The 17935-nt window shown below is 40.8% G+C and carries 2 protein-coding genes; both read right to left on the bottom strand.

Going from position 1 to position 17935, the window contains the following annotated elements:
* Positions 1 to 114: 114 nt before the first annotated feature.
* Positions 115 to 17043, bottom strand: a complete 16929-nt coding sequence (locus AB1630_01790) for an FG-GAP-like repeat-containing protein (GenBank protein ID MEW6102542.1) — start codon at positions 17041 to 17043, stop codon at positions 115 to 117.
* A gap of 92 nt (positions 17044 to 17135) precedes the next feature.
* Positions 17136 to 17417 (bottom strand): T9SS type A sorting domain-containing protein, encoded by a 282-nt coding sequence (locus AB1630_01795; protein MEW6102543.1) that lies wholly within the window; start codon positions 17415 to 17417, stop codon positions 17136 to 17138.
* Positions 17418 to 17935 lie beyond the last annotated feature (518 nt).

Here is a 17935-nt window from a genome sequence, read left to right on the forward strand (position 1 = left end):
GTGCGTAAGTCGTGTAAGGTTTAATCTTCTGAATCACTCACCACTAACCACTTTTTCTCTATTGACCTGCTTTCTAGGGTGAATAGTTACTTTTTTAATAGATAAAAGCGCAAATTATTTAATGATAGCAAGCTTGCCTGCGCATTTTTGCCCCTGTGGGTTGGTTATGATATAGATATAAACGCCAGATGCTAGCTCATTCTCTGGGTTTTTCCAGACATAAACGCCATAATGCTCGGGATAAACCTCAAGCCTTTTTACTAGCTCGCCCTTAATATTGAATATTCTAATGGTTGCATAGTCTGTAAGGTTTCTGTTTCTATATTCTTCTTTCTTTGCTCCAAAGCTTATCCCATAATCCCTATGCTTTGATAGCCTGTATGGGTTTGGAAAGACAATTACATCACCTAAATATAGGGCTGTGTATGTAGCTTGCAAAATTTGGAATGTCCTTACATCTGATGGCTCTCCTTTATTCCCTGCATTGTCAATGGCTACAATGTAGAATGAATAAGCCTTTCCCATTTCTCCAACAAAGGTTGTCTGGGTATCAACACCCCTACATTCCTTTACCTTGGCCTTGTCTTCTGAATAAAGGATGTATTTTGCAATTCCAGATGGATACATTCCAATATCCTCACCTAGCCAGGTAGCAATAATGGTTGCCGATGTTCCAAAGAGATCAAAGGATTTAATTATCGGGGCTATTTCATCAACATAATTTGCAACAAAGAGCGAAGTCCAATTTCTTCCTCCATCAAAGCTAATGTCAGCCTTATTTCCAATTTTTGTGCTTCCTCTCTTTGTCTTTCCCCAGAACCATATCTCGCCAGATGTTCCTATAGCTCCATTAAATGAGATGGTAAGAATTCCATTATTCATCGTAAAATTTCCTATCATCCCAGATGTTCTATTTCTGTTAACAAGAACAGGAGGCTCAAGGGATGAAAATTCAAAGCCCTCTGGTAAAACATCCCTTACCTCAATTAAGCTTGGATTTGTATTGTTTTCAAACCTTATACAATAAAGGATAAGACCTCCATCCCTGACATAAGATGGAATGCTTATCATTGTTGCATTCTCTGAATTCTCCTGTAAAGCCATTCCTGTTGGTGCTGAAAATGGTATTAGGATCTCTTCAGAAAAAGTACCATAAGAATGAACATCCTCTGGGTTAATAAATGTAGTAGAGGTATAAAATGGCTCTATCTCTGTTGTTATCGTTATACTAACAGGAAAAGTAATTGTTCCAACATTTGTATTTACAAGGAAGAATGGCAAAGGAGTTGCTGTTGGGTCAGGGGTTCCCACCTTTTTCCTGGGTTGTCCCCGATTTGTTCCAGTTTCTATAACTCCACCTATAAGAAGGGATTTCTCTGCCTTTTTTTCCTCTTTCTCTTTTTCAATATAAGGGTTTATAACCCATTGGAGTGTCCATGTTGCTCCATAGGTTGCAGTAACAGGCTCTAATCTACCAGAAAGCCTTGATGTCCCTGTTTCTACATAGGAAAGATAGCTAGGAAATGTTATGGTTATGGTTCCACCAGACCCTATATTTCCATCATTATAAATAACGAAGGAATAAATCCTCTCTTCACCCGATGAACCAGTTCCCCAAGGAGGTGTGCCTGCTATATAAAGCCTAATGGTTGGTGTTCCAATAAGGACTGAGGCTTGAGAAGAATTATTACAAAGATAGGTTTCATTCGCCAAAGAACCTGTATAAGTAATAGATGCCTGATTAAAAACATATGAAGAAGGAAGAGCACCTCCAGAAAGACTAAAAACAACATCTATGCTATATGTCTGATTGCTTGTTATTGAGCCCAATGCTATGGTTAGATAACTATTATCTGTTGTGCTTCCAATAACAATTGAAGGAATGTTATCATCCACAATTCTTTGAAATGTAAGGCCATTTTGTGGATTACCGCCCAATCTACTTTGGTCATAGTCATCAACTATAACAACATCTGTAAGTGTAGATATTGTCCCTAAATTTCTAAATGAAAGTGTAAATGCTATATTATTGCCAGGTATTACCGTTTCTGTTCCAAAATAGGTTTTCTCTATTACAAGGTCAATGGCTTGCTCTTTGACAATCGTTGTCCAGGTAGAAATGTTATCCAATTTATCCTCCTCATAGGATGTTGTTGTTATGGATGAGGCATTGATAAGAATTGTGCCTGTTGCGATAGAAGGAGGAACATAGGTTTCTATTTTTATAGTGCTTGTGCCAGATTGTTTTAGAATGGCTCCTATATTCCATATAAGCTCTGTTGTTTCACTTCCATTTATTGTAGTTGTCCCAACATTTGGTTCTAATGGACTTGCACTACGATATTCTACGCCAACAGGAAGGATGTCTTTAATTTTAACATCCTTTGCATCAGAATCGCCTTCGTTTCTATAGTAAAGGTAATAATAAATATAAGCACCATCAGGAAGAACAGGAACATAAGATGGTTGAGGGTCATTCTCATCCCAGCTACACCTTCCATGCTTTTTCTCTATTTTTACATCTGCCGATATTCTGGTTATATGGGATGTCTGGGATGAAATATTGTTATCGTATGTTTGCTCAACCGAGTCTGAGGTAATAGTGGCATAGTTTGTAACTGTGGTTGAGGCAGGGCCAGTTACAGAACCAGTTAGAACGATTGTCCATTCTTCCTGAGAGCTTCCAAAATTGCCAAAGCTCCAGGTAGCAAGCTTTCCTGATGTTGTAATGGTTGCTAGATATGTTGAAGGGGTAATAGCATATCTTAAAAAATCTATTCCTTCTGGTAGCTCGTCAAAAACCCTGACATTATCCGCAGGAAGTGAGCCTGTTTTCTTGCACTTTAGGTTATAGACAATTGTTTTTCCATAAACAGCAGATGTTCCCCAGTTTCCTTCGTTTCTAAAATATGTGATATAGCCATCTTCGCTTCCAATCAATAAATCTTCTTTGCCATTTCCATCTACATCAGCAAATACTGGCACAGCATTATTACCTACATCTATATCTAAATATTCATTTTCTGTTGGAATGTTTGAAAAATTTGCATTTTGTGGATTTCCTGTATTTTTATAATACTTTATCTTTCCCTCTATATACCCAATAAATAGGTCAAAATCAGCATCATCATCTGCATCAAAAAATGCTGGGGAAGGATCGCTTGCTGCACCCAACGCAATATTTGCATAATTAGGTGAATACAACTCCCATATACCCCCATTATTATTCGTAAAAGAGTATAATTCACCCCCTTGATGTCCAACCATAAGGTCATCATCACCGTCATTATCTATATCAACAGGATAGGGAGCAGAATTATTACCAACATCAACTGTGTCTGTCCCTACTTGGAGGGTTATATAAAAATCACCCTTATCTGTCCAATTTGCTGGAGCTGTTCCGCTTCCCATATAAACCCTTATTGTTCCTTCGCCACATCCTACAAGGAGGTCAATATTTGAATCACCATCTACCTTAACAAAGCAGGGGTGTGCCCTTGTTCTTCCAGCTGGAAGGGTTAAAATACCTTGGTTTGTCCAGGTAGGCGTTCCTGGGCTTCCTGTATTTTTAAAGAAGGCTATAGCTCCATTTGAGGTTCCAATGACCATATCCAGCAAACCATCTTTATCCATATCACAAAAAGCAGGAGAAGAATAAGCTCCAACATTTATTGTTCCAAATCTATCTGTGATGAATGTAAATGGAGATTCCCTTATTTCCTTTGTTATCTCAAGGTCCATTGAGCCAATGAAGTTTGACCAGCTTCCAATATTGTTTAAAGAATAAACATCGCAACCAGGATAGCTTATTTGGGCTGTGTTTGTTATGGTGCCTTCTGGAGCAGATGGCTTTACCCTGCAGGTTACTGTAATGGTTGCCCATTTATGGCTTTCTATACCAGAAATAGACCAGGTTAGGAGGTTTCCACTCTGGGTGGTTGTGCCAGGGATGGAGGAGATAACCTCAAGCTCAGTTGGTAGGGTATCGGTTATCGTAGCCTGGGCTACCCGGCTTGGCCCATTGTTTCCATATTTAAGGTAGTAGGTTAGGTGTCCCTCGGGAGCAACTGTAGAGCCAACTTTTTCTGTTGTATTCTCAAAGAAGGCTATGTTTCCATTACTATCTCCAATAAACAGATCCATATCGCCATCGCTGTCTATATCACAGACCTCGGGAATGCAATCACCTCCGAGCCCACTAAATTTGACCCCTTCTTCACTCCAGCTTGGATTTTGTGGTGTGCCGGTATTTCTGTAGAGATATACATTGCCATCGCTAGCTCCCACCAATAGGTCATAATCAAGGTCATTGTCAATGTCAATAAAGGCTGGAGCAGCATCATTTAAGCCAGCGGGTAGGTTTATTACATCCCCTTGACTTGCAAAGCCTGGGGCTTGGGCACTTCCTGTATTTTTAAGGTATGCTATCTTTCCATCGCTTTTGCCAACAAATAGATCAAAATCGCCATCTGAATCTATATCAACAAAGGCTGGGACAAGCTTATCTTTGTTGCCTGTAAACTCAATATATGTCGTATTGGATGATGTCCATTGTGGTGCAGCCCATCTTCCCATATTTGTGTATCGCTCTATATACGATCTCCCTCCTGCCGCTGCTCCATCCCCCTGGAAGAGGTCATAATCATTGTCATTATCTACATCAACAAAGCAATGGGCATCATTTGCCTCCTCTACAATGGCGGTTCCTGCCGCATAATCAGAGCTTACCAAAGTCCAACTGGCATTGCCTGGGTTTCCATCGTTTCGATAAAAAATCATATTGCCGGGTGCGGCCGCATTTCCATCAACAAGCAGGTCATAGTCAGAATCTCCATCTAGGTCAACAAACCTTGGAACTGCCCTTGCCCCTACATTTATGCCATTATAATCTATTGTCCTTAGGGTAAAGGTTGCCTCCTTTGGCTGGAATTTGTAGATATAAAGGTCAGGTCCAGGGATATGTAGAGACCAGCTTGAGGTGCAGGAGGCCGGGTATTGGGCACCCTGCATTGAGCTTATGGTTGCAACATTTATTATTGTACTTGAGCCAAGAAGGTTACTTGATATAGAGCCTTTTATCGTAATTGTCCCATAGTTTCCAATGTTTAGGGTTCCAAGGTTGAAGTAATAGAGGGTTTGGGTGGCCAGGGTCATACTTCCATTTGGCTTGGTAGTAAAGGTTGCATTCGTAATTTCTATCGGAAGCCAGTCATAGACAGTAACGCTTCCGGCATTTACTCCACCTTTATTTCCATAGTTAAGGTAATAGATAATTGACTCGCCCGGAGTCATTTCATTATAAAGGGATGTCTTATTGATGTAAATTTGAGGGCCTGGGACATGGATTAAAAGGGAGGTTTGATTGTTTGTTGGGTCATTGTCAATGCTTGTCGTAGTGATGGAGGCATAATTGATATAGGTGGTAGAACCAATCGCGTTGGTAGGGATGGTGCCTGCTATAATCACCCAGCCCCTTCCCCTTAAGTCGCCGATATTCCAGCTAAAGTTTGGAAACGGTGTAGCTGGGGTTGGGTTTGCGGTGTTATAAATAAGCCCAGAGGGGAAGGTATCAGAGACAACCACACCTCGGGCATAGATATTATAAGGCAAAGTAGATGAGACAACCCTTGCTGGGGCAATAGATTGCCATCGGTAATCATCCGCAGGAGCCCACACAAGGATTGCCCTTGCAGCATCGCTTATTTCCCGATACTCAACCCTTATCTTATGCCAGCCAACCGAAAGGGAGATGATTTGATTCCTCCCTAAATCTCCACTATTCCAATATCCATCAAAGACAGTAATATCATCTATAATAACCCTCATTCCATCGTCGGTATCTAGCCAATCATCATAGGGATGATAGCTGGCAAAGTTGTGATCTCCTGCGGTCTTAACATAAATCATTCCCGTCCATCTTACTGAGAAGTTATCAGAATTAACCCCAGGCCCAGGTGAGCCATTTTCCCAATTAAAATCAATCGTGGGGTCTATTCTAGTTAAAACCGGAGAGCCAATGAAATTTGGGTCATTGTTAAAGTATTCGCCTAGAAATCCCTCGGTAAATGTCCCTTGGGCATAGTCTAGCGTATAGACTATTCCTGCCCCTGGCTCAACTTCTGTAGAGGGGTAATATAGCCTATCTTGGGCAATCGGCTGCCATGTGTAATTATCCGCAGGAGCCCACACAAGGATTGCCCTTGCTGGCTCACTTATCTCCCGATATTCTACCCTTATCTTATGCCAGCCAACCGAAAGGGAGATGATTTGATTCCTCCCTAAATCTCCACTATTCCAATATCCATCAAAGACAGTAATATCATCTATAATAACCCTCATTCCATTGTCGGTATCTAGCCAATCATCATAGGGATGATAGCTGGCAAAGTTGTGATTTCCTGCGGTCTTAACATAAATCATTCCCGTCCATCTTACTGAGAAGTTATCAGAATTCACCCCCGGCCCGGGTGAGCCATTTCCCCAGTTAAAGTCAATGGTTGGGTCAATTCTTACTAAAACCGGAGAGCTAATGAAATTTGGGTCAGAGTTAAAGTATTCGCCAAGCAAACCTCCCTTTCGGTATGCCTTCTTTCCTATTGTAAGGTCAATGGGAGATGGTAGGATATGAATGGCGGAGGAAGCAAGGTTATTATCCTTTGTTGCCTCATGTGCAGGCGTTGTAATTGAGGCATAGTTTGTAAGTGTTGTTGAGGAGATAAGGGATTCGCTAGTTGTTCCTGTGATAATAATAGAATTTCTTGTCCATTTTGGAAGGCTTCCAATATTCCAATAAAGCATTGTATAAGTTCCATATGGGATAATGCTATCGGGAGCACGGGTTGAGCTGATAGAACCAATCCCCTCTGGAATAAGGTCATATATTTCAACAGAGCTTGCATCCTCTACCTCTATCCCTGGGAAAACCCTTGCTGGTGCAATAGATTGCCAGCGCCAATCTTCCGCAAGAGCCCACCAAAGGATTGCCCTTGCATTATCGCTTGCTTCCCGATACTCAACCCTTATTTTATGCCAACCAACCGAAAGAGAGACGTAGTCGCTATTTATCCAACAATCTCCGTCATTCCAATACCTATCAAAAACAGTGATGTCATCTACAAGGAGTCTCATTCCATCGCTTGTGGATAGCCCATCACCATCGTGCTGATAAGTGCTAAAGCGATGATTTCCAGACTGCTTAACATAGAACATTCCCGTCCATCGGACTGAGAAATTATTAGAATTAACCCCAGAACCAGGTGAGCCATTTCCCCAGCTAAAATCAATGGTTGGATCAATTCTAGTTAAAACTGGTGTACCAGATAGGTTTTCATTGTTAAAATATTCTCCCAAGAATCCCTCAGTTAGTGTTCCATTTGCATAGTCTATTCTATAGACTACCTTTTCGCCTCCATTCATCTCAGCCAGGCTTATCGGATAATATAGCCGATCAGGGGCAATAGATTGCCATCGGTAATCATCCTGAGGAGTCCACCAAAGGATTGCCCTTGCTGCATCGCTTATTTCCCGATACTCAACCCTTATCTTATGCCAGCCAACCGAAAGGGAGATGATTTGATTCCTCCCTAAATCTCCACTATTCCAATATCCATCAAAGACAGTAATATCATCTATAATAACCCTCATTCCATCGTCGGTATCTAGCCAATCATCATAGGGATGATAGCTGGCAAAGTTGTGATCTCCTGCGGTCTTAACATAAATCATTCCCGTCCATCTTACTGAGAAGTTATCAGAATTAACCCCAGGCCCAGGTGAGCCATTTTCCCAATTAAAATCAATCGTGGGGTCTATTCTAGTTAAAACCGGAGAGCCAATGAAATTTGGGTCATCATTGAAGTATTCGGCTAAGAATCCTCCCTGCTTATAAACCTTCTTATCAATTACCACATCCAAAGTGGGTGGCTTGATGTGAACCTGCCAAGATGAGGTATTGTTGCTTAGGTTTGTCTCAAAGGTAGCTGATGTAATCGAGCCATAGTTGGTAAGGGTAGTTGAGCCAATCGCGGTTAAGGGAGCAGATGCTGTAAAAACAATATTTCCCTCTTGGTTTGACCTTATGTTTCCTATGTTCCAGGTAATCAATGTATCTGAACCAAGCAAAGAGACTGAAGCCTGGGTTGGCGTTGCTTGAACAAAAATAAGGGGATAGGGAAGGAGGTCATAGGCAATAGCACCTCCAGCATAGCCTGCTCCACAATTCTTGTATTTTAAAAGATAATTACCGCTTTTTCCAACCTGAAGCTCGGATGTATGGGTTAGATCGTTTCTATAATACCATATATTTCCTGTATTATTTCCAATAAACAGGTCAAGGTCACCATCTCCATCTATATCACAGAAAAAAGGAATTGATATCTCACTGCCTACATCTATAGTGTTATAATAGTCTGTTATAAATGTCCAGAGAGGGCTTGTTACACTTCCTGTATTCTTATAATATGTTGTCCTTCCATCGTCTCTTCCCACAAAGAGGTCAAGGTCAGAATCGCTGTCTATATCACAGAAGAAAGGAGCAGAAATATTCCCAACATCAATGCCATTATAAGTGTTTGTTACAAAAGTCCAGGAAGGGCTTGTAGAATTTCCATCATTCCTGTAATAGTATATTTGTCCACCATATCTTCCAATAAAGAGGTCAAAATCAGAATCTCCATCTATATCACAAAAGAATGGAGTCGCCACATAATTACCTACATCTATACTGTTATAATAGTTGGTTATAAATGTCCAATTAGGGTTGGCTGCATTTCCATCATTTCTGTAATACCTTATCCTGCAATCAGTTCCTCCAACAAAGAGGTCATAATCACCATCCCCATCTATATCTACAAATGCAGGAAAAGCATGATCACCGGTATCTATATCGTTATAAGAGTGGGTTATAAAAGTCCAGAGAGGGCTTGTTGCATTTCCATCATTCCGATAATATTTTATCCTTCCACCGTCATTTCCATCTCCATATCCCCTCACAAAGAGGTCAAGGTCACCATCTGCATCTATATCACAGAAAGAAGGAGCGGCATAATTACCCACATCAATATTGTTATATGTGCTTGTCATAAATGTCCAGCTCGGGTCTTTTTGGCCAAGCTTATAGATGACAAGATCGGGTCCTAGTATATGAAAAGATGCTGTTGCTATGTTGTTTTTATATTCATATTCAACCAGGCTTGAGGTTATTGAAGCATAGTTTATCAATGTATTTGAGCCAATTGCTGTATAGCCTACTGTTCCATAAAGGAGGATTCTTCCCGTTGTGTATGGGAGCAGGGTGTCAAGGTTCCAGGTAATCGTTTGTCCGTTAACAATTCCCGAAGGGATTGAGGAATTGTAAATAAGATCAGAAGGCAAAACATCAATCACCTGAGTGTTTGGCATATCAACACCCTTGTTGTTTTTGTAAATAAGGGTAAAGTTCATTACCTTCCCTGTTAAACCCTCAATGCTTGCTGTATCTTCATAGAAAAATACATAGGTATTACTTCTATCAGTGCCAACGAATAGGTCAGCATCACCATCGCCATCTATATCACAGAATGTTGGGGCTGAATTAGGGGAAACATTTATCCCTCCATAGTTTGTTACTAATGGTGCCCAGGATGGGCTTTGTGGTGTTCCAATATTTTCCAGGAGATTTAGAGAACCATCCTCTTCTCCAACTACCAAATCCCAGTCTCCATCCTGCCCTAAGTCAAAGAATGTTGGGGTTAAATAGTTTCCAGCTATTGACACCCAATTTTCTACCATTGGGTCCCAAGATGGAGCCTCTGGTGTCCCTGTATTTCTGAAGAAGTTTATTCCTCCATAATAATGCTCGCCAACAAAGCAATCATAATCACCATCACCATCTATATCAACAAAGCAAGGGCTAGGACCCCATCCTATGTTTGTATTAAAGTAGTTGCTAGAAACCAGGGTATAAACAGGGGAGTTTGGACTTCCTGTGTTCCTATAAAATACTATAGTCCCCTCATTCTGGCCAACAAAAAGGTCTAAATCACCATCTCTATCTATATCAACCAAACAAGGGCTGGCACGCTCTCCTACATCTATATTACTCCCCCCTGACCTTAAGAAAGAATAGGAAGCCCATGATGGATTCTGATATGTCCCTGTGTTTGTTGAGAATCTAATTCTTCCATCATATCTTCCAACAAACATATCAAGGTCTCCATCATTGTCTATATCAGCAAAGAATGGCTTTGTTTCATTGGAAAGGGTCTCAGATTGCCTGTTATAAAGGTTGGTAACATAGCTGAAGGATGGCATCTTTTGAATAAGCTTTTTAATTGCTATATCTGCCTCTGCAACATGGGCACTTGTTGTCCCAAGATTGTTTGTTTTATCAGCATCGGGTGTACCTGAGATTGAACCGGTGTTAATTATCGTGGTTGAGGCAACGCAATTGACAAAGCCAATTAGGGTATGTGGGGTTATTCCAACAGGCAGGTCTATTCCTGTCCAGGTATAAAGGGTTAAAGTGCCAATATCAACACTTGTGTGGGGATAGGCATCAAGGCTTGATGAGATATATGTTAGACTTCCTGCTAATGCACTTGTTCCTGGGTAGGTTGGCCAAAGGTCATAGGCTGTAACATTGGATGCGGGATAGCCACCTAAGGCAGAGGGGTCAACGCAGAATAAAACATCCCTTGGGATGATTGTTCCTGCAACTGGCACATCCCATGCCAGGTCAATTGCCTGATGACCATAATTCTCATGGAAGATTACCTTAATCCGATGGAAACCAGGGGTAAGATAGATGCTACCGCTTCTCCCACTCCACTCAAAGCCATGGGCTGTGCCATAATTTATCACTAAAGTATCATCTATATATAGCCAGGAATGGTCATCTGACCTTAATGTAAAATTATAAGTTCTGGCTGTATCTATCTTAAGATAACCTTGCCACCTAACAGAAAATAGGTTATCAAACCCATAGGGTGTCCAGTATCTTCCATCAACTGTGCTGCCATAATTTATATTTTCATCAACCCGGGTATAATTTGGATTGCCGCTAAATGGTGGAAATTCGTCATCATCAAGGTCTATGCCATCATTATAATACTCACCCAGAAGCCCAGGGGAAAGCCTTACATTCCTTAAATTTAGGGTATAGTTTATGTTTTGTCCAGGTGCCGCACCCGCTGGGCCTATCTTTTCAATGGATAAATCCATTGTGGCAGTGCCAATATGATATGTTGCTGTGCCATTATTTGGCCTTTTTTGGCATTCCGGGGTGGTTGTTGTAATGGATGCTTTGTTTTGAAATGTTGTTGAAGCAATGGCAGAGTCTGAGATAGCTCCTCTTATTATAATTGTGCCAATTGCATTGGGTTGCAGGGTGCCTAAATTCCAGGTAAGGTAATTGCCATTTTGTGAAGTTGGGGCTGGAAATGCTTCCTGATAGACAAAGCCTGTGGGTAGTAAATCATAGACAAAAACGGCTTGTGCAGGTGTATTGCCAGCATTTCCATAGGCAATGTTAAATTGAACAGGCTCATTGGGATAGAATTGATAGAAATTCTCGTATTGGTTGATGTAGCCACTATCTTCGCCAATAAAAAGGTCAAGGTCGCCATCCTGGTCTATATCAGCAAAAGAGAATCCACGGCTATAGTTTCCTACATCTATTCCCTGAAAGTAGTTGGTTATATAAGTCCAGGCAGCTGTTTGTGGTGTGCCATCGTTTCTATAAAAATAAACTATGCCTTGTGAGTTCCCAATGAATAGGTCATAATCTCCATCTCTGTCTATATCGCAGAAAATAGGCGAAGAAACATCACCTACATCTATATTGTTATATTGATTGGCAACTAAAATCCAGGCAGGTGCAACCATTGTTCCTGTATTCCTGTAGAATGAGATATATCCATCATCCCTTCCAATAAAAAGGTCTAAAAGACCATCATTGTCTATATCACAAAATGTAATCTTTGTGTTATAACCAGTATTAACAACATTGCCTCTATCTGTCCAATAGGGAAGCGTTGTAGAACCTGTATTCTCATAAAATCGAACCCTGCCAGACATACCACCCACAAAGAGGTCAAGGTCAAGGTCATTGTCTATATCAACAAGAACTGGACAAGAAGTTTGCTCAGGGGTAGTGATATTTCCATAAGTAGGGTTATTAAAGATATTGACTACAGGTGCCCAGGATGGATTAACAGGAGAGCCAATATTTTTATACAAATTAAGCTCATTATTTGTCTGTTCTCCAACAATTAAGTCCAGGTCAGAATCTCCATCTATATCGCCAAATGTTGGATAGGCATACTCACCTACATCTATATTATTAAACCTTTCGGTAATAAACCGATATTGTGGATTTGGAAATCCCTTGGTGAGCCAGACATCTGCTCCTTGGATGTGGACATCTACATCGTCTATATTATTCCCTAAATCCTCAGGACATTCATTAGCACAGGATATGGTGGCAATGTTTGTTGTCGTAATTGATGCCGGGGCATCGCCTCTTACCCTGAAGTTTATTTGGATAGAACCCCCTTGACCTGCGGTTAATGTGCCAATGAACCAGGAAAAGCCGGTGGTTGTGCCTGGTATGCTACTTATGAATTCAAGGTATTGGGTGGGAAAGGCATCGCTTATCCAGACATTGGTTGCAGTAGCAATGTCTGCCGCGTTTCCATAGGTTATGGTGAATAAAGAGAGAGAGCCAGGGGCTAGCTCTTGATAATCTGGCTCCTTGTTTATCCAAACATCAGGTCCTTCAATATGGACCTCCACTGTATCATCGTTATTCCATAAATCGCTATCAACGCTTGCACTGGTTATGGCTGCTTGGTTAGTTGCTGTGGTTGAGCCAACCCAGGATGGACCTAGTGTTACTGTGATTACCTTTGATGAGAAATAGCCTGATGCTAGTGTGTCTAAATCCCAGGTAATACTGCTGTTTCCTGAAGGAACGCCGCCACCATTATCTGTTATTGTTACATCATTTGGCAGGGTATCTACCATTACAACGCCAGTGGCTGTAGCAGGTCCATTGTTTCCATAGTAGATTGTCCAGCTAACATTAGCACCTAAGGCCACCTCTTGATATTCTGGCTCTTTATCTACCCAGACATCAGAGGTTGCCACATGGTTATCACAATAGTCAGTATTGTTGTTTGAATTTTCCTCGGGTAAATTTGTGCAGGATATGGTGGCATAATTTCTAAAGGTGGTTGAACCAACCGCATTAGCACCTAATTTAACTATCAGATACTTGTATTGCCAAGTACTTGAATGGGTAAGGGTTCCGATATTCCAAGTTACCCTGGTTGGTGTTCCGCCGGTATATGTAACCACCCCTCCATCTGTCCCAACAATCGTTAAAGGAACATTTGTGGGAAGGAGGTCGGTTAAGACAACCCCGGTTGCCGTTGCACCCTCGCCATAGTTTCTGTATCCTATGGTGTAGGTGAATTGATTGCCTGGTGGTATCTCAAAGTTATCGGTCCATTTCTGCACCTCTACATCTGGCCTTGCTACATGGTTTTCGCAAGAGTCAAGGTTATTATTTGTGCTTACCTCAGGGGTATTTGTGCAGGATATGGTTGCCTGGTTGGTAAAGTATGTGCAGCCCATTGCATTAGCACCTAATTTAACTATCAGATACTTGTATTGCCAAGTACTTGAATGGGTAAGGGTTCCGATATTCCAAGTTACCCTGGTTGGTGTTCCGCCGGTATATGTAACCACCCCTCCATCTGTCCCAACAATCGTTAAAGGAACATTTGTGGGAAGGAGGTCGGTTAAGACAACCCCGGTTGCCGTTGCACCCTCGCCATAGTTTCTGTATCCTATGGTGTAGGTGAATTGATTGCCTGGTGGTATCTCAAAGTTATCGGTCCATTTCTGCACCTCTACATCTGGCCTTGCTACATGGTTTTGGCAGTAATTGCTGTTGTTAGCAAGGTCTCCTACATCTTCAGAAGATTGAGTGGTTATGCTGGCATAATTTCTAAATGTTGTTGAGCCAGGAATACCAGAATTTACCCTTACATCTATCCACCTTGAGCCGGTTTGATCATCGGTAAGGGTTCCAATGTCGTTCCAGGTAAAAACATTATTTACTGGAGAACCGCCACCCTCTGCAGCAAAAAAGGTAACCGAGCCAGCAGGAAGATAATCCTTCAATGTGCAGCTCCTTGCAATGCCAGGGCCATTATTTCTATAAGATATCGTGTATCTGATTAGCTCATTTGCCTCTACCTGCTCTCCCGAATTACAAGATTTACCTGTCACCTCAACATCACAAAAGGCAATATGGACATCACAGGAGTCTGAATCATTGGTTTTATTTGCTTGATAATTTCCTGTGGTTATCGTGGCTGTGTTTATAAAGGTGGTTGAGCCAGGAATACCTGTGTTTGCCTGGACAGTTATTGAGATATTGCCGCTTTGATCATCGGTTAGGGTGCCAATGTTCCAGGTTCTGTTATTTCCCTCACCCGTTGATGGAGGATTGCTTGAGAGAAATGTAACCGAGGAGGGAAGGTTGTCGGTAATCACCACCATCCTTGCTGTGCCTGGGCCATTGTTTCCATAGTTTAGGGTATAGTTAAAATTACTACCTGCATCCATTTCACCTGGAGCGGATTTTGTAAGATAAACATCCACGCCAATGATATGCTTTGAGGCAGATGCCTGGTTGTTTGTCCAGTTTGTCTCATGGGTGGCGGATGAAATCGTGGCAACATTAGTAAGGGTGGTTGAGGCAGGGGTATCTATTTTTACGGTAGTATAGATGGTTATTACCCCTGTTGAGCCACTAGCAAGATTGCCAAGGCTATTCCAGGTTAATGTTCTAGTGCTTGCTCCCGGTGTATTGATGTTAGGGGGAGGAGAGGCGGATTGATAGACAAAGCCTGTGGGAAGGAAATCTTGAACAATAATACTATTAGCTGTCTTATCCCCATTATTTTTGTAAGTTAAGGTAAAGGTAACTGTATCAGAACCTGAGACATCCGAAGGGCCACTTGCGGTTTTTGTAATACTCAAATCAGGTCCCATAATATGGAATGGGTTTGAATAGACCCAGTTGTTTGAAGGGTTTGGGTCCTCTAGTGTAGTTGATTTAACATAGCAGATATTTTGTAAGGTGGTTGAGCCTTGGATATCTTCGTTCACCTTTACCTTAACCCAAATATTGTTAGACCTTCCCGAGTCAAGGTCAGCCAACTTCCAGGTAACCGTGCCTGATTGGTCTACGGGTGGATAGGAAATAAGGTCTGCTGAAGAATCATCCTGAGCATCCTTATAAAGAAGCCAGGGGATGCCATCTGAGCTAGTGCCCCATAAATAATCATAAAGATAAATATTCTTTGCCGTGGTAGGTCCATTATTGGTTATCTTTATCTGGTATGTATTTACCGCCCCTAGCTCACGCTGTTCATTTGGACAGTGCTTAGACTCTGCCCAGAGGTCTGCATTTGGTGCTTCAACATGGGTTATAACGCTTGATACATTATCGCCCGGGTTCATCTCATCCGTGGTTGATGTAATGCTTGCTATATTTGTAACACTATTTGAGGCAGTATTATCTTTTACCTTTCCGGTAAAGAAGATCATACCTTGATCCCCAGGAACAAGGTTTGTTGGTACTGAATAGGGAAATGATGGGCTTGTACTTTCAAACTCTCCTGGTATGCTCTCATATATTTTAATATTCTCTGCTGTTTTCTTTGCTGTATCTCTATTTCCATAGGAGATTGTGTATGTTGCCCATTCGCCCTGCATAAGCTCGCCTCCAGGATAGATTAACTCCTTTTTTACCCAAAGGTCTGCACCTGAAATTATAACTGTAGTTGTCCAGGTAGAGATATTATTGCTCTGGTTTATATCGCTTGAGGTTGTAGAGATTGTTGCCTTGTTTATAATTATACTTCCACTTCCAACCAGAGGACCATTAACCTTAACAATAAGGGATAAATTAACATTGGCTCCTGGGTCGACATTACCAATATTCCATCTAACTACACCATTACCCTCGTAAGTACCTCCACTATAATAAGTAACATAATTAGTGTCAAAAAAATCTTTTATGACAACCCCCTCGGCTTGGTTTGAACCCAGATTTTGATAATTAATGGTATAGCCAAGCAATGCATCCTTCTCCTTTTCAAGTGGTCCTGTTTTTATGACCTGGAGGTCTACAGAAACTGGTGCGGCAACATGGTTTTTATAAGAGCTAATGTTGTTTCCCATATTATTGTCTATTGGGCTTTGGCAAGAGATACTTCCTATATTTGTTAAGGTTGTTGAGGCAGGTGTAACAGAAATGTCTGGAATGTCAACATCAATGGTTATTTTATTAGATGCACCATTGGCAAGGCTTGAAAAATTCCATGTGAGGATATTGCCGTTTTTGGAAGAATAATTAGGAGAACACGATTGATAGGTAACACTTGCTGGAAGAACATCTGTTATAACTACACCTGTAGCATCCAAAGGGCCACTATTGCCATAATTTATTGTATATTGCATACTTGAATTAGGGTAGACATCATAAACCTTATCGCTTGTTTTGCTAATCCAAAGATTGGCTTGTGGAACTCCTATACGATGTGTAGCCGAATCCTCATTTGGTTTTTCAACATATGGGGGTTCAGGTGGAGCTTCAATTGTCCCTGTAGTAATACTTGCCATATTAATAAGAAGCGTTCCTGGAGAAAGATCCTCGTTTACTTTTACATAAATTTTTATTTCCTTCCATAGATTATCACTTGTCAGGGTTCCTTTATTCCAGGTTAAAGCATTGTCAATTTGGGAAAAACCCACTTTATCATCTGTGTCAACATATGTTACATCATTTGGAAGATAATCACGAATAACAACATCGCTTGCCTTCCACCCAGAGTGTCCACCTACAACCCATTCTAAAGTATAGATAATGGTATTTCCCGCATAAACATCAGAACCTGACGGAGGGCTAGAGCTTTTTGTTAGCCCAACATCTATCCCTGCCCTTGCTAAAGAGGCAAATAATAAACCCAATACCAATAATTTCTTCATCTTAATTTAAATATAATCTATTTTTTTGCTTTTGTCAAAAGAAATTTTATGCTAAACTTAAAAAGTCAATTTTGTTTGGGTAGATATAAATTTTACCTTACCATCATAGACTTTATGGCAAAGAAGTCATTCGCCTTTAGTTTATAGAAGTATAAGCCTGAGGAGAGGGGTTGGTTATTGTCATTCCTTAAGTCAAAGAGGATTGCCCGATCTTTTTGGGTGTATGAGCCTTTGGGTTTGTTTCCTGCTTCTATTGTTCTTACTTTCTGTCCGAGGATATTGTAGACCTCAAGGGAGACATTGGCATCAGATGCTAGCTTGAATGGGATATAGCAGGAATTATCTGCTGGATTGGGATAGGATTGTAATAGCAAAGTTTCCTTTGGTATTATAAATTCTTCGCGTACAGGAGAAGGTTCATCTGTATGCTCTATTTCACAAGATGATAAAGCAGTAGTATCTGAGGCAGAGATCCAAAGGACTTTTACATCGTCAATATACCAACCAAAGAAATTATGTATGTGTTTAGCTTAAGAAAATGGAAGAAAGCACTAAATCCGAAGCACGAAGCACGAAACAATATCTAAATTCAAAATTCTAAACATTTTTACATTGTTTTGAATTTTCAATTTTAGTCATTTGAATTTGTTTTAAAATTTCGGATTTCGAATTTCGGATTTCATTTGTTCCATTAAAGCTAAACACATACATTTTATTAAATCCTTACCATAAGTTTTGCGTTTTGCGTTTTGCACTTTGAATTTTATTGTATGTGTTTAGGTAGACGAGAAGAAGAAAGGAAGTTAAAATGAAAGAAAGCACGAAATCCGAAGCACGAAGCACGAAACAATATCTAAATTCAAAATTCTAAACATTAGAGTTTTCAGAATGG

Source organism: bacterium, assembly GCA_040753555.1.
GTDB lineage: Bacteria > UBA9089 > UBA9088 > UBA9088 > UBA9088 > JBFLYE01.

What these genes read in the sequence shown, in the direction of transcription:
- AB1630_01790 (MEW6102542.1), bottom strand. Translation starts at nt 17,043, where the DNA reads ATGAAGAAATTATTGGTATTGGGTTTATTATTTGCCTCTTTAGCAAGG.